The sequence below is a fragment of the Rhizobacter sp. genome, assembly GCA_021153565.1.
Lineage (GTDB): Bacteria > Pseudomonadota > Gammaproteobacteria > Burkholderiales > Burkholderiaceae_C > Albitalea.
Window position 1 is genome coordinate 1 of sequence record JAJKJU010000156.1, and the last position, 21304, is coordinate 21304.

General features: G+C 60.6%; 15 protein-coding genes and 4 tRNA genes. 14 read left to right on the plus strand and 5 right to left on the minus strand.

Annotation, left to right across the window (positions count from 1 at the left end; all coding sequences use genetic code 11):
- Positions 1-216: 216 nt before the first annotated feature.
- Positions 217-999: an IclR family transcriptional regulator gene (locus tag AC30NL_RS09480; RefSeq protein ID WP_489463757.1), complete on the minus strand. Its 783-nt coding sequence runs from the start codon at positions 997-999 to the stop codon at positions 217-219.
- 206 nt (positions 1000-1205) lie between these two features.
- On the opposite strand from AC30NL_RS09480, the gene AC30NL_RS09485 reads away from it, so the two are divergent.
- Entirely contained in the window at positions 1206-2255 is a 1050-nt protein-coding gene (locus AC30NL_RS09485; protein WP_489463758.1) for a TIGR03790 family protein, read from the plus strand.
- 1 nt (position 2256) lies between these two features.
- Here AC30NL_RS09485 and hpnE read toward each other — a convergent pair whose 3' ends face one another.
- The 3 genes from hpnE to hpnC are packed head-to-tail and all read right to left on the minus strand — an operon-like array spanning position 2257 to position 5245.
- The gene (hpnE, locus tag AC30NL_RS09490; protein WP_489463759.1) at positions 2257-3537 is read right to left on the minus strand and encodes a hydroxysqualene dehydroxylase HpnE; all 1281 of its coding nucleotides are present in this window, start codon (positions 3535-3537) and stop codon (positions 2257-2259) included.
- Complete coding sequence (hpnD, locus tag AC30NL_RS09495; RefSeq protein ID WP_489463760.1) at positions 3537-4385, minus strand: presqualene diphosphate synthase HpnD; 849 nt, start codon at positions 4383-4385, stop codon at positions 3537-3539. Before hpnD ends, hpnE begins: the two co-directional genes overlap by 1 nt.
- Positions 4382-5245 carry a squalene synthase HpnC gene (gene hpnC, locus AC30NL_RS09500; RefSeq protein WP_489463761.1) on the minus strand — a complete coding sequence of 288 codons (864 nt, stop codon included), beginning with the start codon at positions 5243-5245 and terminating at the stop codon, positions 4382-4384. The genes hpnD and hpnC overlap by 4 nt, the downstream gene beginning before the upstream one ends.
- Positions 5246-5382: 137 nt before the next feature.
- On the opposite strand from hpnC, the gene AC30NL_RS09505 reads away from it, so the two are divergent.
- The 10 genes from AC30NL_RS09505 (at position 5383) to AC30NL_RS09550 (ending at position 16443) form a co-directional block, all read left to right on the plus strand.
- On the plus strand, positions 5383-6531 hold the full coding sequence (locus tag AC30NL_RS09505; protein WP_489463762.1) for an efflux RND transporter periplasmic adaptor subunit: 1149 nt from the start codon (positions 5383-5385) through the stop codon (positions 6529-6531).
- A 23-nt stretch (positions 6532-6554) separates the two neighbouring features.
- Complete coding sequence (locus tag AC30NL_RS09510; protein WP_489463777.1) at positions 6555-9728, plus strand: efflux RND transporter permease subunit; 3174 nt, start codon at positions 6555-6557, stop codon at positions 9726-9728.
- Positions 9729-9835: 107 nt separating this feature from the next.
- Positions 9836-9922, plus strand: a tRNA-Leu gene (locus tag AC30NL_RS09515).
- Between the two features lie 25 nt (positions 9923-9947).
- On the plus strand, positions 9948-11255 hold the full coding sequence (tig, locus tag AC30NL_RS09520; protein WP_489463763.1) for a trigger factor: 1308 nt from the start codon (positions 9948-9950) through the stop codon (positions 11253-11255).
- A gap of 138 nt (positions 11256-11393) precedes the next feature.
- Positions 11394-12002 (plus strand): ATP-dependent Clp endopeptidase proteolytic subunit ClpP, encoded by a 609-nt coding sequence (gene clpP / locus AC30NL_RS09525; RefSeq protein WP_489463764.1) that lies wholly within the window; start codon positions 11394-11396, stop codon positions 12000-12002.
- Positions 12003-12115: 113 nt separating this feature from the next.
- On the plus strand, positions 12116-13384 hold the full coding sequence (gene clpX / locus AC30NL_RS09530; protein WP_489463765.1) for an ATP-dependent Clp protease ATP-binding subunit ClpX: 1269 nt from the start codon (positions 12116-12118) through the stop codon (positions 13382-13384).
- A gap of 90 nt (positions 13385-13474) precedes the next feature.
- Positions 13475-15901 (plus strand): endopeptidase La, encoded by a 2427-nt coding sequence (gene lon / locus AC30NL_RS09535; protein WP_489463766.1) that lies wholly within the window; start codon positions 13475-13477, stop codon positions 15899-15901.
- Positions 15902-16052: 151 nt separating this feature from the next.
- Positions 16053-16128, plus strand: a tRNA-Gly gene (locus AC30NL_RS09540).
- 84 nt (positions 16129-16212) lie between these two features.
- Positions 16213-16286 (plus strand) — tRNA-Cys (locus AC30NL_RS09545).
- Positions 16287-16350: 64 nt separating this feature from the next.
- Positions 16351-16443, plus strand: a tRNA-Leu gene (locus tag AC30NL_RS09550).
- Positions 16444-16526: 83 nt separating this feature from the next.
- Here AC30NL_RS09550 and murI read toward each other — a convergent pair.
- The gene (gene murI, locus AC30NL_RS09555) at positions 16527-17372 is read right to left on the minus strand and encodes a glutamate racemase (protein ID WP_489463767.1); all 846 of its coding nucleotides are present in this window, start codon (positions 17370-17372) and stop codon (positions 16527-16529) included.
- A gap of 148 nt (positions 17373-17520) precedes the next feature.
- On the opposite strand from murI, the gene AC30NL_RS09560 reads away from it, so the two are divergent.
- The 3 genes from AC30NL_RS09560 to AC30NL_RS09570 all read left to right on the plus strand — a co-directional run bounded on the left by AC30NL_RS09560 (position 17521) and on the right by AC30NL_RS09570 (position 21125).
- The gene (locus AC30NL_RS09560) at positions 17521-18270 is read left to right on the plus strand and encodes an electron transfer flavoprotein subunit beta/FixA family protein (protein ID WP_489463768.1); all 750 of its coding nucleotides are present in this window, start codon (positions 17521-17523) and stop codon (positions 18268-18270) included.
- A gap of 44 nt (positions 18271-18314) precedes the next feature.
- Positions 18315-19250: an electron transfer flavoprotein subunit alpha/FixB family protein gene (locus AC30NL_RS09565; RefSeq protein ID WP_489463769.1), complete on the plus strand. Its 936-nt coding sequence runs from the start codon at positions 18315-18317 to the stop codon at positions 19248-19250.
- Positions 19251-19331: 81 nt separating this feature from the next.
- Positions 19332-21125 (plus strand): acyl-CoA dehydrogenase, encoded by a 1794-nt coding sequence (locus tag AC30NL_RS09570; RefSeq protein ID WP_489463770.1) that lies wholly within the window; start codon positions 19332-19334, stop codon positions 21123-21125.
- The last annotated feature ends 179 nt before the right edge of the window (positions 21126-21304 follow it).

The window sequence follows — 21304 nt, forward strand, 5'->3', positions numbered from 1 at the left end:
CCGTTTTGGGGGCGCTGGGCGGGCGCGCTGCGGCGTTGCTCCTCACTTGTGTGGCTCGCCACACGGCGCTCGGAGCGCCTTGCATCGCATCCCGCCCAGCGTCCCCAAAACGGGAACCTATTCCGGGCCAAATCCTAAGAGGCGACTGCGAAGCGGCGGCGGGTGCGCCAAAGGAAAAAGGTTCGGCACTGCCGGGCTTCTTGTTGTCCGGCCCGGTCATATTGATGCCGACAAACCTCGATGGCCCAGTGCTGACGAAATTTGTGCGGCTGTAGCTTTTAAACGCTCCATCCACGCTTCTTCCAGTCGATCTGCAGGTGCCGAGATTGACAGGCCCGCGACGAGCTTGCCCTGGTCGTCGAGAATGCCTGCGGCCATGCAGCGCACGCCCAGCTCCAGTTCCTCGTCGTCACGTGCCGTGCCGTCACGCAGGACCTTCGAAAGCGCACGTTCCAGTGTCGGCAGGTTGGTGATGCTGTTGCGCGTGTGGCCGGCCAAGCCGGTACGAGTCGCATAGGCGCGTACGCGTTGCGGGTCGTCATGTGCAAGAAAGAGCTTGCCAACCGAGGTGAGATGAAGCGGTGCACGTCCGCCGATTGCGCGCACGACCTGCATGCCGGACCGTTCGCTATAGGTGCGCTCGATGTAGACAATCTCGTCGCCCTGCCGCATCGACAGGTTCACCGGTTGATGCGTGAGTTTGTGAAGTTCACGCATCGGCCCTAGCGCCGCGTCGCGAACGTCGAGGCGGGCCTTCACCAGGTTGCCCAGTTCGAGCAGACGCATGCCAAGGCGATAACTGCCCGCCTCGGGTCGATCGACATAGCGACCGCTCGCAAGATCGTTCAAGATCCGGTGCGCGGTGGACGGATGCAATCCAGTCTGTTCGCTGATGGTTTTAAGCGACACGGGGTCTTGATAAGACGCCAGGACATCCACCAGCGAAAACATGCGCTCCAGCACCTGTATCGTCGGGGCCTTGGATTCGGTGGTTTTCATGCCGCCGATTCTCACTCAAAAACGTTGAATTTTGCATGGCGAAAAGCACGGCTGCATACTGGGATATGGCTTTTGCGGGATCCAATGGGAAATTTGGCGTTGCGTTTCAACGCGCTGCCCGTATGCCCGTGATCCTCCTCTTCGCTCTGCATGTTGGCGTGGCCCGCGCTGATGATGACGGTGCCACCACTGCGCCAACGGCAGCAATGAGCCATCCAGACGCATTCTCGGCCAGCAATTCAGCGTCCACTTCGAAACCAAGATCGATCGTCTTCGCCCGGCCAGGTGACAGACTCACCAGCAAGGACATCGGGCTGGTCATCAACATGGCTGACCCTTATTCGGTGGAGGTCGGCGAGTTCTACATTCACGCTCGGAAGCTGACTCCCGAGCAGGTGTTGCGAGTCGAGTTGCCCATGAAGTCGGTGTTGACCTCCGACGAATTCGAACACCTGAGATCCTCGATCAGCGCCCACTTCAATGGCAGCACGCAGGCTTTGGCCCTCGCATGGAACGCACCCTACGCGGTGTCGTGCAACTCCATTACTGGGGCACTAGCACTCGGCCTCGATCCGACGCTATGCTCCGATTCGGCCAGCACTTGCTCGCCGTCGAAGGCGTCGCCGTACTTCAATGCATTGACGTCCAAGCCCTATGCGAGCTTCAAGATGCGCCTGTCAATGTTGTTGGCGGCCAAGGACGTCGCCGGCGCGAAAAGCATGATCGAAAGAGGAGTGACGTCGGATCACTCCTTGGGACTTCGCGGCGCCCCTCCGACGAATGCGTACTTCGTGATCACCAACGATCGTGCAAGAAGTTCACGGGCTCCCCTGTTCCCGGCTTCCGGTGCATTGCGGGGCACGGGCATCGTCGTTCACACCGAGAAGACGCAAACCATCGAGCACGTCGATCGCTTGCTGATGTACGAGACTGGCGCCACGCATGTGGGCAAGCTGCACACGCTCCACTGGGTGCCAGGTGCATTGGCCGATCACCTTACGTCATTCGGTGGGCAGCTTGACGGCAAGAGCGGGCAAATGAGCGCGCTCGATTGGATCGCCTCAGGAGCGACGGCGAGTTACGGAACCGTCTCCGAGCCGTGCTCGTACCCGCAGAAGTTTCCGCATCCGAAGGTGCTGCTTTTTCACTATGCGCAGGGCAGCACGGCGATCGAGGCGTACTGGCGCAGCGTGGCGTGGCCCTTGCAAGGTGTTTTTGTCGGAGAGCCGTTGGCAGCGCCATTTGCGCGGCGTTGACTCATGCCGCGACTGCTGCCCTAGCCGATTCAACCGCGCATCGGATGGAGCCTTCGAGAGTCGCAGGATAGGGTCCGGCGATGTAGTCGCCCGCGGCGATGAGCCCCGGTGCGATCAGGCTGTGCGGTCGATCGAGTCCCGGAACGCAGCGAAATGTCGCGCGTTTTTCCGTCAGGGACCGCAGGTGTCGAAGCGGCGCTTTCAGGTGGGAAGAAAGCACTGACTGGGCCTGCTTCAGGGTCGCGTCGCGCGTGGCGTCCGCGCCCATTGCGATCCATGGCGCCGCGCCACTGATGACGAAGGCGAGCAGTCCGTCGCGTCCGCCGAGTTGGCCGTGGTCGAAAACGAACTGCGCTGGACGCGAGTGCTCATCCGACGGCAAGGTGAGCATCGGTGTCGGCAGTCGCGTGCCGTCGCTTTGTGCGTAGACGGTGACGATGGGTTCATAGCCCAACGCCGCGGCTTTCGCGGCCCATGCGGGCTTGATCGATCCCGTCAATCGTGCTGCTTCTGCGGCGGAGCTTGCGAGGATGACTGCATCGAAGGTCTCGCCATCCACATTCCATGAAACACCTGCTGCATCGATCCGCTCGACACGCACGCCCCCGCGTACCTGAGCCCCTTGCTGGATCAACCACCGCTTGGCTGGTCGCGGCAACAGCTCGCTCAAGCGCTGTCTTGGCAACAGCAGGTCTGCCGACCCTCGTCCGCTGAAAAGCGCATCCCGAATGACTCGCAGGAACACTTTGCCACTCGCCGAATGCGCCGGTGTGTTGAGGGCGGCCACGCACAAAGGGTCGATCAACTCATCGCGCACAGTTGAAGGCAGACCTCGAACGAGTTCCGCAACGGTCGAGGCTTCATCGCATCGAAACCCGCCCAATGCCCAGCCACATGCTGTGGCGAGTAACGCCATCCGATGAGCCAACGGCCACGAGCGTTGCCGCAGCACCCCTTGAGCGAAAGCCAGCACAGGATGCCCGCTCGGCAACTGCAAGCCCTGTCCTGTCGCGTCGACGAGCTTCAAGGGCGTACGCAGGAACGCAGTGTCCACATCGACGCCGACGATATGCATCATCCGCAAGGTCTCGACGTACGCACCAATGAGAATGTGCTGCCCATTGTCTAGCGGCAACCCATCGATGTCGACGCTGCGCGCGCGACCGCCGAGTTGAGGTGCCATCTCGAAGAGCGATACCTGCGCGCCCAACAGGATCGCTTCGATTGCCGCCGAGATCCCCGCCCAGCCGCCGCCGATTACCGCGACACGGCGCGGCGTCACTACTGGCCTCTCCAGTTCGTGCGCATGGCAATCCACAGTTTGCGCAAGGGCGTGAGCGACGTCCGTTGATGCAGTACCTGAAAGTTGTCCGCCTCGATCTCGCGCAACAGTGTGCGATATATGTTGGCCATCATGAGTCCGGGCTTTTGGGTCGCGCGATCCTGTTCAGGCAGCAGCGTAAGAGCCTCGTCATACAGTCTGTGTGCACGCTCGGCCTGAAACTTCATCAGGGACGTGAAGCGATCGCTATAGCCGAAAGGCGGCTTGCGATTCAGGATCTCGTGCGCCTTCACGTCAAATTGTTGGAGTTCCGACACCGGAAGGTAGATTCGGCCGCGGCGCGCATCGTCGCCCACGTCACGAATGATGTTGGTGAGCTGCATTGCAAGGCCCAGCCTGTGCGCGTATTGGGTGGTCTGGTTGCTGGTGTGGCCGAACACGTTCGCGGCGACTTCGCCGACAACGCCCGCAACAAGATGGCAATAGCGCTCAAGGCCTGGGAAGTCGAGGTACCGCGACTGTTCGAGATCGATCTGGCAGCCCTCGATGACCGCGTTCAGGTGCGCTCCTTGGATACCGTAGGTCGCGACGTGCGGCATCAGTGCCTTCATCGTGGGGTGACTGGGTTTGCCCGAGAAGCTCGATCCGACCTCCGTGCGCCACCATGCGAGTTTGGTCGCGGCGACCCCGGCATCGCTCACCTCGTCCACCACGTCGTCGACCTCGCGGCAGAACGCATAAAAGGCGGTGATCGCCGCGCGCTGAGGCGGCGGGAGAAACATGAAGGCGTAGTAGAAGCTCGAGCCGCTCTTCGCGGCCTTGTCTTGCACGTATTGTTCTGGGGTCATGTGGCCTTGCTCGCCATGGCGGGGGGCGCGGGCCGCATGCAGATTGCGCGCCACAACATGATGGGCGCGTCATACCAGCGAAGCCGCGGGCGAGCCGCGATGCTCGCACAGTTCAAGCCTTCGATCTTTTCGAGAATTCGCAGCCCCCCTTGCACCATGAGGCGCAGCTCCCACCCGGCACGGCCGGGGAGGGCGTGCACCAGCGGTGTGCCGGAGAGCATCAGGGTTCTGGCCCAGTCGACGAGTGCGGCAACCATCGATCGCGTGGGTGCGTCGTCCTTGCGGGCCAGAAGCCCTTCAGCGCAGACTCCATGCTTTGTTCGATCGGATTGAGGCACATAGAGTCGCCCGCGCAACGTGTCGACGCTGAGGTCCTGCCAGAAGTTGATGAGCTGCAAGGCCGTACAGATCGCATCCGACTGGGCGCGCGAACGCTCGTCATTGACACCGTACAAATGGAGCAGCAAGCGGCCAACGGGGTTCGCTGAGCGGCGGCAGTAGTCGAGCAGGTCGGCGCGGTCGACGTAGTCGTGCTTGACCACGTCCTGCTCGAAGGCGCTCAGCAGGTCGTGCAGCAAGGACGGCGGAAAGTCGTGGTCGCGAATGGCTTGTTGGAGAGGGCCAAACACGCTGGCCCAGCGCTGCGAAGCCTGCGATCCGCCTATCACGGCGTTAAGCTGCGCCCGATAGTCGGCCAAGTCCGCGATGCGTTGCCCAGGAGGCGCATCTCCCTCGTCGGCGATGTCGTCCGCCGTCCGCGCAAACCAGTAAATGGCGGCCACGGCGGGGCGCAGCCGTGGCGGGCAGAGCAGGGAAGCGACTGGAAAATTCTCGTAGTGGTCAACGCTCACGGCCAGCATTGTCTACGCGAAGAGCGACGTCTACCTTCTTCATATCTGAATCGCTCGTCCCATTTTGACACCCAGGGTTCGCCCGAATATGCTCATACCCCGCTGTTGTCCATTCCGCGTTTTCTGTGCGTTGCCCGGGGATTGTCATGCGTCACTCCGTCCTGCTTTCCACCATTGCCAGCGCCGCTCTTCTCACCGCCTGCGCCAAGACTGAAACTACTCCTGAACCCATCCGAGCCGTGCGGACGATGACGGTGTCGACCGACTCTGCAGCCGGCGTTTTCGAATATGCCGCCGAAGTGCGTGCCCGGACCGAATCGCGACTTGGCTTTCGCGTGGGCGGCAAGCTGATTCGCCGCAACGTCGATGCCGGCGCCGTCGTCAAGGCGGGGCAGGTGCTGGCCCAGCTCGATCCGCAGGACTTGCGCCTCGGGCAGGACGCCGCCCGCGCGGCCCTGGTGGCCGCGCAAGTCAACTTCGATCAGATCAACGCGGACTTCAAGCGCTACAAGGACTTGCGCGACCAGGGCTTCATCAGCTCAGCCGATCTCGAGCGGCGCGAGACTGCGCTGAAGTCAGCGAAGGCGCAACTCGACCAGGCCAAGGCCCAATCGAGCGTGCAGGGCAATCAGACTGCCTACGCCGCGCTGGTGACTGACGTCAACGGTGTCATCACCGGCGTCGAGGCGGAGCCTGGAGCGGTCGTCGCTGCCGGCACGCCTGTGCTGCGGCTCGCGCAAGATGGCCCTCGCGACGTGGTGTTCTCCGTTCCCGAAGACAAGGTCGGACTGGTGAAGGCGATGGCGGCCCAGCCGGGTCGCTTCAAGGTGCGTCTGTGGGGCAACGCGCAAGCCATGCCCGCCACCATCCGCGAGATCGGCGCTGCTGCCGATCCGGTGACCCGCACATTCACCGTCAAGGCCGACCTCGGCGCCGAAGCATCCAGCAGTGTGCGTCTCGGGCAGACGGCGACGATGCTCGTCGAATTGCCCAAGACTGTTGGCATCAACAAGCTGCCGTTGTCTGCGCTCAAGGAAGAGCAGGGCCACACCATCGTGTGGATGGTCGACAAGACGAGCATGACTGTCAGGCCGCAGCCTGTGCAACTCGCCGGCGCCGACGGCAATGAAGCCATCATCACCGGTGGCCTCACCCCCGGGCAGATCATCGTGACCGCCGGGGTGCACGTGCTCAACCCAGGCCAGAAGGTCAAGTTCTACGTCGACCCGAACGTCGCCGCCGCAGCCGCGGCGGCCGCAGCCTCCGCCAATGCCACCGCCGTGACCATCAAGTGAGCGAGGCGAACGTGAGCACAGTCATGGAACCTGGTGCCGCAGCAGCGGATGGCGATGCGAAGAGCTTCAACATTTCGAAATGGGCCCTCGAGCATCCTGCGCTGACCCGCTACCTCCTTGTGGTGATGATGGTCCTCGGTCTTGCGGCCTACTTCCAGCTCGGGCAGGACGAAGACCCGCCGTTCACCTTCCGCGCTATGGTGGTTCGGGCCTACTGGCCGGGGGCGACGGCGCAGCAGATTGCCGACCAGGTTACCGACAAGCTCGAAAAGACGCTGCAGGAGGTGCCGTACTCCGACAGAATCCGCAGCTACTCGAAACCGGGCGAGACGCTCATCATCTTCCAGGTGAAGGACTCTTCGCCACCCAAGGAGATGGCGCAGATCTGGTACACGGTGCGCAAGAAAATTCAGGACATGCGCAGCACGCTGCCGGGCGGCGTGATCGGGCCGTTCTTCAACGATGAATTCGGCGACGTTTATGGCTCGATCTATTCGCTGTCGAGCGACGGATTCACGTATGAAGAGCTGAAGGAGCAGGCCGACCGCGTTCGGCAGCGGCTGCTCAAGGTGAAAGACGTCAACAAGGTCGAGATCTTCGGCGCGCAAGACGAAAAGATCTTCATCGAGATTTCGCAGAAGCGGCTCGCGCAGTTGGGGCTCGACTTCAACACGGTGATCTCTCAACTCGGCCAGCAGAACGCGGTCGAGTCGGCCGGTGTCATCGATTCGCCTACCGACTTCCTGCAAGTGCGCGTGGGTGGGCAGTTCAACTCGGTTGACGATCTCAAGGTCTTTGCGATCCGTGCCGGCGGCAACAGCTTCAAGCTGGGCGACATCGCAACGGTGAAGCGGGCATACGTGGATCCGCCGCAGGTGAAGGTGCGCGACCGCGGCAAGGAAGTCATCGGCCTGGGCATTTCCATGGCCAAGGGCGGCGACATCATCGACCTCGGCAAGTCGCTGAAGACAACGACCGAGTCGATTCGAGCAGAACTGCCGGTTGGCATAGAGATGCAGCAGTTCCAGAACCAGTCGACCGTCGTTGCGCGATCCGTGGGCGAATTCGTTGGCACGCTGATCGAAGCGGTGATCATCGTGCTGGTGGTGAGCTTCGTCAGTCTGGGCATGCACTTCAAGCCGGGCAGCTGGAAATTCACGATCGACTGGCGCCCGGGTGCCGTCGTGGGCATCACGATTCCACTCGTGCTCGCGATCACCTTCGTCACCATGTATTACTGGGGCGTGGGACTGCACAAGATCTCGCTGGGTTCGCTGATCATCGCGCTCGGCCTCCTGGTGGACGATGCAATCATTGCGGTCGAGATGATGGTGCGCAAGCTCGAAGAGGGCTACGACAAGGTGCGCGCTGCGACATTCGCTTACGAAGCCACGGCGATGCCCATGCTCACGGGCACGCTCATCACCGCGGTGGGCTTCCTGCCGATCGGCATGGCGAAGTCGACCGTGGGTGAATACACGTTCGCGATTTTCGCGGTAACCGCTGCCGCACTGCTGATCTCGTGGCTCGTGTCGGTGTATTTCGTGCCCTACCTCGGTACGCTGCTGCTCAGGACCAAGCCGCACGCCGCCGGCGACCAGCCGCACGAACTGTTCGACACGCCGTTCTACACGCGCTTTCGCGTTGTCGTGAACTGGTGCGTGCAACATCGCTGGATCACCATCGCATTGACGGTGGGCTCGCTCGCGCTAGGCATCTTCGGCATGGGCAAGGTGCAGAACCAGTTCTTCCCGGATTCGAGCCGGCCCGAGGTGCTGGTCGATCTTTGGTATCCCGAGGGGACGTCCTTCAAGGCGAACGAGGAAGTGACGAAGCGCGTCGAGGCGCGTGTCGCCAAGCTCGACGGCGTCGATCACGTGACAACCTGGATCGGCAGCGGCCTGCCGCGATTCGCTCTGGTGCTTGACCAGATCTTTCCGCAAAGCAATGTGAGCCAGTTGGTCGTGCTGCCCAAGGACCAGGCCTCGCGCGAGCGACTGCGCAAGATGCTGCCCGAAATCCTCGCCACCGAGTTCCCGGAGGCGCGCGGCCGCGCCAAGCTGCTCCCCAATGGACCGCCGGTGCCGTACCCCGTGCAGTTCCGCGTCGTCGGCCCGGATCCGTACAAGGTTCGCGCCTATGCCGACGAAGTGAAAGCGATCATGCGCACCAACCCCAACATGCGTGGCACCAACGACAACTGGAACGAGTCGGTGAAGACCCTTCGCCTGGACGTGGACCAGGACAAGGCGCGCACCTTGGGCGTGTCGAGCCAGGCGATTGCGCAGGCGGCGCGCACGATCAATAGTGGATCGACCATCGGCCAGTACCGCGACGGCGATCGGCTCATCGACATCGTGCTGCGCCAGCCGCTGGCGGAGCGCAACCAGATAACGGACCTCGCGAGCGCCTATGTGCCGACGACGACCGGCCGCAGCATTCCGCTGTCGCAGATCGCGAAGGCCAACTTTGTGTGGGAGCCTGGCGTGCTATGGCGCGAGGGGCGCGACTACGCGGCCACCGTGCAGGGTGACATCAGCGAAGGCCTGCAAGGCGCGACAGTGACGGCGCAGCTCGATCCGCTTTTCAAGTCGATTCGCGACAAGATGCTGCCGGGCTATCGCATCGACGTGGCCGGTGCGGTCGAGGAAAGTAGCAAGGGACAGGGCTCGATTGCCGTGGGCGCGCCGCTGATGCTCTTCATCATGTTCACGCTGCTGATGCTTCAGTTGCACAGCTTTAGCCGCGCGATTCTCGTGTTCCTCACCGGCCCGATGGGTATCGCCGGTGTCGCAGGCGCACTGTTGTTGTTGGGCCGCCCCTTCGGCTTCGTCGCGCTGCTGGGCGTGATCGCTCTCATGGGCATGATCATGCGCAACTCGGTGATCCTGATCGACCAGATCGAACAGGACCGCGAGCGGGGCGTCTCGACCTGGAACGCGATAGTCGAGGCTGCAGTTCGGCGTTTCAGGCCGATCATCCTGACGGCCGCGGCGGCGGTGCTCGCGATGATTCCTTTGTCACGCAGCGTTTTCTGGGGGCCGATGGCCGTTGCCATCATGGGTGGCTTGGTGGTTGCAACTGTGCTCACTCTGCTCGCCTTGCCGGCGATGTATGCGGCCTGGTTCCGTGTGAAATCTGTAGATCAGGAGAAGTCCCTGCAACCCGACGCCGAGAATGCGCTCGCAGCCGGCTAAAATGCGCGGTTTACCGGATCGCTTTGAAAGGCAGCCTAGGCTCCCTTCTTGTCTGGAAGAAGAATTTCCGGTTCTTTTTCCACATGCAAGCTGTCCTGTTAGGCCCAGCGCGGGTGGCGAAATTGGTAGACGCACCAGGTTTAGGTCCTGACGCCAGCAATGGTGTGCGGGTTCGAGTCCCGCCCCGCGCACCACAACGAAATTGAAAGTCTTTTGATCATGGCCGTGACTGTTGAAACTCTCGAAAAGCTCGAACGCCGCATCACGCTGACGCTCGCAGCAGACACCATCAACAATGAAGTGCAGTCGCGTCTGAAGCGCCTCTCGCGCACCGTCAAGGCCGACGGTTTCCGTCCGGGCAAGGTGCCTATTTCGGTGGTGGCCCAGCGCTACGGCTACTCCGTGCAGTACGAAGTCATGAATGACAAGGTCGGCCAGGCTTTCCAGCAGGCCACCAACGAGGCCAAGCTGCGTGTTGCCGGTGCGCCTCGCATCAGCGAGAAGGAGGGCGCGGCCGAAGGCCAGATCGCTTTCGACGCCACGTTCGAGGTCTACCCCGAGGTCAAGTTTGGTGACATCGCGACCGCCGAAGTCGAAAAGGTCACGACCGAAGTGACGGATGCCGCCATCGACAAGACCATTGACATCCTTCGCAAGCAGCGCCGCACCTTTGCTCAGCGTCCGGGTACTGAAGGCGCCCAAGAGGGCGACCGCATCACCATCGACTTCGAAGGCAAGATCGACGGCGTGCCATTCGAGGGCGGCAAGGCCGAAAACTTCCAATTCCTGATCGGCGAAGGGCAAATGCTCGAGACCTTTGACAAGGCGGTTCGCGGCATGAAGACCGGCGAATCCAAAACCTTCCCGCTCGCGTTCCCCGCCGACTATCACGGCAAGGACGTGGCTGGCAAGGAGGCCGACTTCCTTGTTACGGTCAAGAGGATCGAGGCGCAAAACCTGCCCGAAGTGAACGAGGCGTTCGCCACTTCATTGGGTATTAAGGAAGGTGCCGTCGAAGGCCTGCGTGCCGATGTCAAGAAAAATCTCGAGCGTGAAGTCAAATTCCGCGTGCTGTCTCGCAACAAGGCCGCTGTGATGGACGCACTTGTGAAGATCGCGGAACTAGACGTGCCGAATGCCCTGATCCAGCAAGAGGCCGATCGCATGATTGCCGACGCCCGCGCCGACCTGAAGAAGCGTGGCGTGAAAGATGCGGAAAGCGCGCCCATCCCCGCTGAAATCTTCCAACCGCAAGCCGAGAGGCGCGTTCGATTGGGTCTCGTAGTGGCCGAGTTGGTCCGTTCGAACAACCTGAACGCCAAGCCCGAGCAACTTCAAGCCCATATTGAAGAAATGGCGCAGAGCTACGAGAAGCCGACCGAAGTGGTTCGCTGGTATTTGGGCGACCGCCAGCGCATGGCCGAAGTGGAAGCTGTCGTGATCGAAAACAATGTCGCCGACTTCGTCCTGAGCAAGGCCAAGGTCACCGAGAAGGCGCTGCCATTTGATGAACTGATGTCCGCCTGATCGTCCTTATTGCACAGTCAAAGGACGAGGCACCGCGCCGTCAGGCGGGGTGCCTCTTTCGTTTCAGCGGCAGCGCTCTTGCCGCGACATAATCAAGCCCAACATTCTTTGTTCCGTTCTTACTTTCCAAGGACTCACATGAGCGCGCTGGAGACACAAGGTCTGGGCATGGTGCCCATCGTCATCGAACAGTCAGGTCGCGGTGAGCGCGCCTACGACATCTACTCGCGGCTGCTCCGCGAGCGCGTGATTTTCCTCGTCGGACCAGTGAACGACGTGACGGCGAATCTAGTCGTCGCGCAGTTGCTGTTTCTCGAGAGCGAAAACCCTGACAAGGACATTTCGCTCTACATCAACTCGCCGGGCGGTTCGGTGAGCGCGGGCATGTCGGTTTTTGACACGATGCAGTTCATCAAACCGGATGTGTCCACACTGTGCATGGGCATTGCGGCGAGCATGGGCGCGTTTCTTCTGGCGGCTGGTGCCAAGGGCAAGCGTTACGCATTGCCCAATTCACGCGTGATGATTCACCAGCCTTCAGGTGGCGCGCAGGGCCAGGCCACGGACATCGAAATTCAGGCGCGAGAAATCTTGAAACTTCGCGAAAGCCTCAATCAAATTCTGGCGGAGCGCACTGGACAACCCCTTGAAAAAATCAGGCTCGACTCCGAACGTGATTTTTTCATGTCCGGCTCGGAGGCCAAGGCCTACGGCCTAATTGATCAAGTTCTCGAAAAACGATCCTGAACTTCGTTTTGACACGAATTTGGGCAGGGAACGGGGTCTTTTTTTTCATCAAGGCCCCGTTTTCTTTTCCACTATCATTGAAGCAGCTTTACCTGCACTGCGACTGACCACCCATGGCCGACAAAAAGGGCTCCTCCAGCGAGAAAGTTCTCTACTGCTCCTTCTGCGGTAAAAGCCAGCATGAGGTTAAGAAACTGATCGCCGGTCCGTCCGTCTTCATCTGCGACGAATGCATCGAGCTGTGCAATGACATCATTCGCGACGAGGTGCCCGCCGAAGGCTCCGATCCGAAGACCGCTCGTTCCGACTTGCCGATCCCGACGGAAATCAAATCAATCCTCGATCAATACGTGATCGGGCAGGAGCCTGCCAAGCGCACGCTCTCTGTCGCGGTCTACAACCACTATAAACGGCTCAAGCATATGAGTCGCAACAAGGAAGATGTCGAGCTCTCCAAGAGCAACATCCTGCTGATTGGTCCGACGGGCTCGGGGAAGACGCTGCTGGCCCAGACACTGGCGCGCTTGCTGAACGTGCCTTTCGTGATCGCAGATGCGACAACGCTGACCGAGGCTGGCTACGTCGGAGAGGACGTCGAAAACATCATCCAGAAGCTGCTGCAGAACTGCAACTACGACGTCGAGAAAGCGCAGCGCGGCATCGTTTATATTGATGAAATCGACAAGATCTCGCGCAAGGCCGACAATCCCTCGATCACGCGCGACGTATCAGGCGAGGGCGTTCAGCAAGCCTTGCTGAAGCTTGTTGAGGGCACGATGGCCTCGGTTCCTCCTCAAGGGGGCCGCAAGCATCCGAACCAGGACTTCCTGCAGATCGACACCACGAACATTTTGTTCATTTGCGGCGGCGCATTCGACGGACTGGAAAAAGTCATTCAAAACCGTTCCGAGAAGTCGGGTATCGGTTTCGGTGCCACGGTACATACCAAGACTGAACGCCGCGTCTCGGAGGTGTTCCGGGAGGTCGAGCCTGAAGACTTGATCAAGTTTGGCCTCATTCCCGAACTGGTTGGTCGTCTTCCAGTGGTGGCCACTCTTGGGGAACTGACGGAAGACGCGCTGGTGCAGATCCTGACCGAGCCAAAGAACGCGCTCGTCAAGCAGTACCAGAAGCTCTTCGGCATGGACGGCGTTGACCTCGAGATTCGCCCTTCGGCGCTCCAGGCCATTGCGCGCAAGGCACTCGCCCGCAAGACCGGAGCGCGAGGATTGCGGTCCATCATGGAGCAGTCACTGATCGACACGATGTTCGACCTGCCCACGTTGGACGGTGTTGCCAAGGTCGTGTTGGATGAACACACGATTGAAGATGACGCGAAGCCATTGCTCGTTTATCGCGAGCAAAGCAAGGCCAGCGCTTGAAGTCCGGTGCCGGTCCCAGCCTGTGAGCGGGCCCGGCTTCTTGCAATCGAATGCTCGGGCCTTAAATAGGTTCGAGAAAGAGAGGTCTCAATGTCCGGACATCCCATCCTGCCCGCCGAACAGATCACCCTGCCGCTGCTGCCGCTGCGTGATGTGGTGGTTTTCCCCCACATGGTCATTCCGCTGTTTGTGGGGCGCCCAAAATCCATAAAGGCATTAGAAGCTGCCATGGAAGCCGGTCGGCAGATCATGCTGGTCGCGCAGAAGGCTGCTGGCAAGGACGAGCCCAAGCCCGACGACATGTTCGAAGTCGGCTGCGTCTCGAGCATATTGCAGATGCTGAAGCTGCCCGACGGTACTGTGAAGGTGCTGGTCGAAGGCATCCAACGCGCCAACACGCATAGCATTTCCGACAACGCAGAACACTTCGTCGCCGATGTCACGCCAGTGCCACCCGAGACAGAAACCAAGCCTGAAATCGAGGCGTTGCGTCGTGCTGTGACGCAGCAGTTTGATCAATACGTCAAGCTAAACAAGAAGATTCCGCCGGAAATTCTCACCTCCATCGCAGGGATCGACGATGCCGGCCGTCTCGCCGACACCATTGCGGCGCATCTGCCTTTGAAGTTGGAAAACAAGCAGTCGGTGCTCGACTTGTTTGCAGTCGACAAGCGGCTCGAAAAGCTGCTCGAGCAGCTAGAACACGAAGTCGACATTCTGCAAGTCGAAAAGCGCATCCGTGGCCGCGTCAAGCGCCAGATGGAGAAGAGTCAGCGCGAGTACTACCTGAACGAACAGGTCAAGGCGATTCAGAAGGAACTCGGTGACGGCGAAGAAGGCGCCGACATGGAGGAGCTGGAAAAGAAGATCACCGCTGCGAAGATGCCGAAGGAGGCTCGTAAGAAAGTCGACGCAGAGCTCAAGAAGTTGAAGCTCATGTCCCCCATGTCGGCCGAAGCGACGGTGGTTCGCAACTACATCGACACGCTGATCAACTTGCCATGGAGCAAGAAGACCAAGATCAAGCACGATCTGCTGCATGCAGAAGAAGTGCTGAACGAAGACCACTACGGTCTCGAGAAGGTCAAGGATCGCATCCTTGAATATCTCGCAGTGCAACAACGTGTCGACAAGGTCAAGGCGCCGATCTTGTGCCTGGTCGGACCTCCGGGAGTCGGCAAGACATCGCTGGGTCAGTCGGTGGCTCGCGCCACGGGCCGTAAGTTCGTTCGCATGGCACTGGGTGGCGTGCGTGACGAGGCTGAGATTCGCGGTCACCGTCGAACCTACATCGGCTCAATGCCGGGCAAGGTGCTCCAGAGCCTGTCCAAGGTCGGCACCCGCAATCCGCTTTTCCTGCTCGACGAGATCGACAAGCTGGGCATGGACTTCCGCGGCGATCCGTCGTCGGCTTTGCTCGAGGTCCTGGACCCGGAGCAGAACCACACATTCAGCGATCACTACGTCGAAGTCGATTTCGATCTGTCCGACACGATGTTCATCGCAACATCGAACTCGATGAATATTCCGCCGGCCCTCCTGGATCGGATGGAAGTGATCCGCCTGTCGGGCTACACCGAAGACGAGAAAGTCAACATCGCGCAGCGCTACCTGCTTCCCAAGCAGGCAAAGAACAACGGCGTGAAAGAAGATGAGATGGAAGTCACCGAGTCGGCCGTGCGGGGGATCATTCGCTACTACACGCGTGAAGCCGGTGTGCGCTCGCTGGAGCGCGAGGTCTCCAAGATCTGCCGCAAGGTGGTGAAGGGCGTCCAACTCAAGAAGTACGAAGGCAAGGTCACCGTTACCGACGAGAACCTCAACGACTTCCTCGGCGTGCGCAAGTTCGACTACGGACAGGCCACGAAGAAGAACGAAGTGGGGCAGGTCGTGGGCTTGGCGTGGACCGAAGTGGGTGGCGATCTGCTGACCATCGAGTCGGCGATGATGCCTGGCAAAGGCAACATCATTCGCACCGGTTCGCTGGGCGACGTAATGAAGGAGTCCGTCGAGGCCGCTCGCTCGGTGGTGCGTTCACGCGCTCGCCGGCTGGGCATCAAGGACGAGCTCTTCGAAAAGCGCGACATCCACATCCACGTGCCCGATGGCGCGACCCCGAAAGATGGCCCGAGCGCAGGCATTGCAATGACGACGGCCTTTGTTTCGGCACTCACCGGCATTCCGGTTCGTGCAGATGTGGCGATGACCGGCGAAATCACGCTGCGTGGCGAGGTGACTGCGATCGGTGGTTTGAAGGAAAAGCTGCTCGCAGCGCACCGCGGTGGGATCAAGACAGTCTTAATTCCTGAAGAGAACGTAAAGGACCTTCAGGACATCCCCGAGAACGTTAAGAACCATCTCGAAATTCTTCCGGTGAAATGGATCGATCGCGTGCTTGAGATCGCATTGGAAACGGCCCCGCAACCGCTGCCCGATGACGAGCCGGCCAAGGTCGAAGCGAAACCAGAGGCAGGTGCGGCAGCACCAGCAGCGGCGGTGGATTCAATCAAGCATTGAGTTTGTCGGATAGGGGCGGCCTTTCGAAGACGGGCCGGTCCCAAATTCATATGGCCACAAAAGTTTCTTGGTGACTTTACAAGCATCGATTTTTCGTCATAGAATGAGAGCTTCGGTGGACAGCAGGAAGCTGCAAGAAATCGAAGGCAATGCGGGAGTAGCTCAGTTGGTAGAGCGCAACCTTGCCAAGGTTGAGGTCGCGAGTTCGAGCCTCGTCTCCCGCTCCAATTTTTCGAAAGCCAAGAAGGGAAGCTGACGCTTCCCTTTTTTGCGAGAATGCCCAACTTTCTCGTGAATAACTCAGGTTTCGAGGCGCGGTAGCAAAGCGGTTATGCACCGGATTGCAAATCCGTGTAGGTCGGTTCGACTCCGGCCCGCGCCTCCATCGAATTCGCGCTGGTTTGAGGACGCGCGTTCTTGTGTCCTTACTCGCATACACTGCGCCACGTGCCCCGGTGGCGAAATTGGTAGACGCATCGGACTTAAAATCCGCCGCTTAGCCGAATGGCAGCGTACCGGTTCGAGTCCGGTTCGGGGCACCACTCGCATGGCGCGTTCGCAGGCAGCGCCAAGCTTCCTGGTGATGGTGGCCGCCCGCCACACCAGCGCTACGATTGCAATGGCGTCACGGCAGTGTTTCAGCGGCCGTGGAAATGCTCTCGACAGTACACAAAAACGGAAGCCATGCGGACGCGATGGCGCGTAGCCGGTCCGCCTCGCCCGTGGTTTGAAGACGCATGGTGTCTGTGGCGTCGGCGGCCGGCAGCAACGGCCCCAAGGTATTGACAGCATGCCGGGCCACTGCGTCGGCTGTGTCGATGATCCGCACGCCATGGCCCATCGCGGCTTCGATGTGATGCCGCACGAATGCGTAATGAGTGCAGCCCAGCACAACGGTATCGACGCCGGCGGCTCGCAGGAGTGCGGTGTGCCCGTCGATTGCTTCTCGAAGTTGTGACGAGTTCAGGTCGCCTTCTTCGATCAATCGCGCCAAGCCGGGACAGGGCCGCGGTGTGATCGTTACGCCATTGCCTTGCGCCTGCATCAAAACCCGAAATTTCTCGCTGGCAATCGTCCCAGGGGTTGCCATCACTCCAATCCGTCCGTTCCGTGTGGTGATCGCTGCGGGTTTCAATCCGGGCTCGACGCCAACAATCGGAATCCCTGGTCGGCTCGAGCGCAATTCCGGCACCGCGATGGCAGTGGCCGTATTGCATGCGATGACAATGCCAACCGCCCCTTCGGCGACCAAATGGTCCATGATCCATCGAGACCGGTCGATGATGTATTCATTGCTGCGTTCCCCGTAGGGCGCATGACCGGAATCGGCTACGTACAGCAATGGCGCATCAGGAAGTTGCGCTCGGAGAGATCGCAGGACAGACAAGCCGCCTACGCCCGAGTCGCAGACGCCGATGCAGGGCGTCTTTGCTTGTGCATTTCGTTCGCGGAATTGGAGATGAGCGTCCATTGCGCATGAAGTCTAACTGCGACCATCCGGAAAATAGTACGATCGTTCTTTTTTTGGGCGAAAGTGTCATCCAAGTGACAGGGCGGGACATCGCCCAACCACTAAAATTGCGATTTACGTAAACGTCAATTCCATTGGAGAACGTCGAATGAAGGTGCTGGTAGCAGTCAAACGGGTCGTCGACTACAACGTGAAAGTCCGCGTGAAAGCCGACGGCACCGGCGTAGACATCGCGAACGTGAAGATGAGCATGAATCCGTTCGACGAAATCGCAGTGGAAGAAGCGGTGCGCTTGAAGGAGAAGGGCGTGGTCACGGAGGTGATCGCCGTGTCGTGCGGAGTCACGCAGTGCCAGGAAACGCTGCGCACGGCGATGGCAATCGGTGCTGACCGTGCCATCCTTGTCGAGACAAGCGAAGAGTTGCAGCCGCTGGCGGTGGCCAAAATTCTCAAGTCGCTGGTCGACAAGGAGCAGCCCCATCTTGTCATTCTCGGCAAGCAAGCCATCGATGATGATTGCAACCAGACGGGACAGATGCTGGCCGCACTCGCCAATCTGCCGCAAGCCACCTTCGCGTCAAAGGTCGAAGTGTCGGGCGATTCGGCCAACGTGACGCGTGAAGTCGATGGCGGCCTCGAGACCGTGAAGATCAAGCTGCCAGCGGTGGTGACCACCGATTTGCGCCTGAATGAGCCGCGCTACGTGACGCTGCCCAACATCATGAAGGCAAAGAAGAAGCCGATGGAGACGATCAAGCCGGCCGATCTTGGCGTGGACGTGACATCGCACATCAAGACGCTTAAGGTGAGCGAGCCGCCCAAGCGAAGCGCGGGCACCAAGGTGCCGGATGTGGCCACGCTGGTGTTGAAGCTGAAGAACGACGCCAAGGTAATTTGATTGACCCCTCTCTCCCAGGCGGAGAGGGGAACAGGAGAAAAAACATGACTTCGCTTGTTATTGCCGAACACGACAACCAATCAATCAAGGGCGCGACCCTGAACGCCGTGACGGCCGCCGCTGCTGCAGGCGGTGAGGTGCACGTCCTAGTTGCAGGCCACAACGCTTCCGGCGCGGCCCAATCCGCAACGAAGATCGCCGGTGTCACCAAGGTGCTGTACGCCGAAGCGCCCGGCTTCGAGCATGGACTGGCGGAGAATCTGGCCGCGCAGGTGATCACCATCGCCGGCAGCTACAGCCACCTCGTCTTCCCGGCCACGGCTGCCGGCAAGAATGTCGCGCCGCGTGTGGCCGCGCTGCTCGATGTTGCGCAAGTCTCCGACGTGACCAGGGTCGTGAGTTCTGACACCTTCGAGCGTCCGATCTACGCGGGCAATGCCATCGCCACGGTGCAAAGCCTCGACACGGTGAAGGTGCTGACCGTGCGTACCACCGGCTTCGATCCTGCGGCTGCCACCGGCGGCAGCGCCGTGATCGAGACCATCAACGCCGTTGCCGACAACGGTTCGTCGAGCTTCCTCGGTTCAGAAATCGCAAAGACCGATCGCCCAGAACTCACCGCCGCGAAAGTTATCGTCTCCGGTGGCCGCGCCCTCGGCTCGAACGACAAGTTCACTGAAGTGCTGACCCCGCTGGCCGACAGGCTTGGGGCTGCACTTGGCGCAAGCCGTGCAGCGGTGGATGCCGGCTATGCCCCCAACGATTGGCAAGTCGGCCAGACTGGCAAGATTGTCGCGCCGCAGCTTTATATTGCAGCCGGCATTTCGGGTGCGATCCAGCACCTGGCCGGAATGAAGGACTCCAAGGTGATCGTCGCGATCAACAAGGATCCGGAAGCACCGATCTTCAGCGTGGCCGACTACGGCCTCGAGGCTGATCTGTTCACCGCTGTGCCCGAGCTGGTCAAGGCCCTCGGCTGATCCTTCGCCACGTCGATGCAGTGATCGGGATGGCGCACAACGTTCGTTGTTGCGCCCTCGTTCCATCTGGAGACGCAAAAAATGACCTACCGCGCGCCCGTGAGGGAAATGCTCTTTTGTATGCAGGACCTGGCGGGCTTGGATCAAGTGGCCACGCTGCCCAGCTTTGAAGATGCAGGCATCGAAACCGCCCAAGCCGTGCTCGAAGAATCGGCCAAGCTGAATGAGCAGGTGATCGCGCCGCTGAATGTCGAGGGCGACCGTCAGCCGTCGTACTGGAAGGATGGAAACGTCTTCACGACCGCCGGCTTCAAGGATGCCTTCAGGCAGTTCGGTGAAGGCGGCTGGCAAGGTCTGCAGCATCCGGCGGACTTCGGCGGGCAAGGGCTGCCCAAGACCATCGGCGCGGCTTGCATCGAGATGCTCAACAGCGCCAACCTTAGCTTTGCCCTGTGCCCCCTGCTGACGGACGGCGCGATCGAAGCGCTGCTCACCGCCGGCAGCGCTCAGCAGCAGTCCCTGTATCTGCCCAACATGATCTCGGGCAAGTGGACTGGCACAATGAATCTCACCGAGCCGCAAGCCGGGTCGGATCTCGCGCTGGTGCGCACGCGTGCCGAGCCGCAGCCCGACGGCACGTACAAAATCTTCGGCACGAAGATATTCATCACCTATGGCGAGCACGACATGGCCGAGAACATCGTCCACCTCGTACTCGCGCGCGTGGTCGGTGCGCCGGAGGGAGTGAAGGGCATTAGCCTGTTCGTGGTTCCAAAGTTCCTCATCAACCCCGACGGGTCGCTGGGCGCGCGCAACGACGTGCATTGCGTCTCCATCGAACACAAGCTCGGCATCAAGGCGAGCCCGACCGCCGTTCTTCAGTTCGGCGACCACGGTGGCGCGATCGGCACGCTGGTCGGCCAGGAGAACCGCGGCCTCGAGTACATGTTCATCATGATGAACGCGGCCCGGTATGCCGTGGGCATCCAGGGCATCGGCGTTGCGGAGCGTTCGTATCAACTGGCCGTGGAATACGCACGCGAACGCATCCAGTCCCGCCCGGTTGATGGCTCGCAGCCGGGTAGCGCTCCAATCATTCATCACCCCGATGTGAAGCGCATGCTGATGACGATGCGCGCCTACACCGAAGGCTGCCGCGCAATGGCCATCGTGGCTGGTGCAGCCTATGACTCCGCCCACCACCACCCAGACTCTGAGGTGCGCAAGAAGAACCAGGCGTTCTACGAGTTCATGGTGCCACTTGTGAAGGGCTACAGCACCGAGATGAGCATCGAAGTCACGAGCCTCGGCGTGCAGGTGCACGGTGGTATGGGATTCATCGAAGAGACGGGGGCGGCGCAGTACTACCGCGACGCGAGGATTCTGACGATCTACGAGGGCACGACGGCAATCCAGGCAAACGACCTCGTTGGACGCAAAACGGTGCGCGACGGTGGGCAGACGGCGAAGGCGATTGCTAAGCAGATCGAAGCGACCGAAGCGGTGCTGGCCAAACGAGAAACCGCCGCGTCACGCGCAATGCTCAAGCGTCTGTCTGCGGCACGAGAAGCCTTCGTGCAAGTCGTCGATTTCGTCGTCGACAACACCAAGGCCAGCCCGAACGCGGTGTTTGCAGGTTCGGTGCCTTACCTGATGCTCGCCGGCAACCTGATGGCTGGCTGGCAGATGGCCCGGGCACTGCTGGTTGCCGAAGAGCATCTGGCACATGGAACGGGCGACACGGCCTTCCTCAACGCCAAGATCGCAACTGCTCGCTTCTACGCCGACCACCTTCTGAGCAAGGCCCCCGCGACGCGGGATGCGATCGTGGAAGGTGGCGAGAGCGTCACTGGTTTGGCCCTCGAATCCTTTTGATGTGTCACACCCATGATCGTGTCCGCCCGGTGCGTTGAGCACACCGGGCGGCGACCACGATGGTCGGACTATGCGGGCGTGAAAAGCCGTTTTGCACTCATACAGGACGTGGTTTGAAGGTCCGATCGACTTGCGGGGGCAGAACTCGGGAGTGGGTCGGACTTGCGCCAGTGCCGATC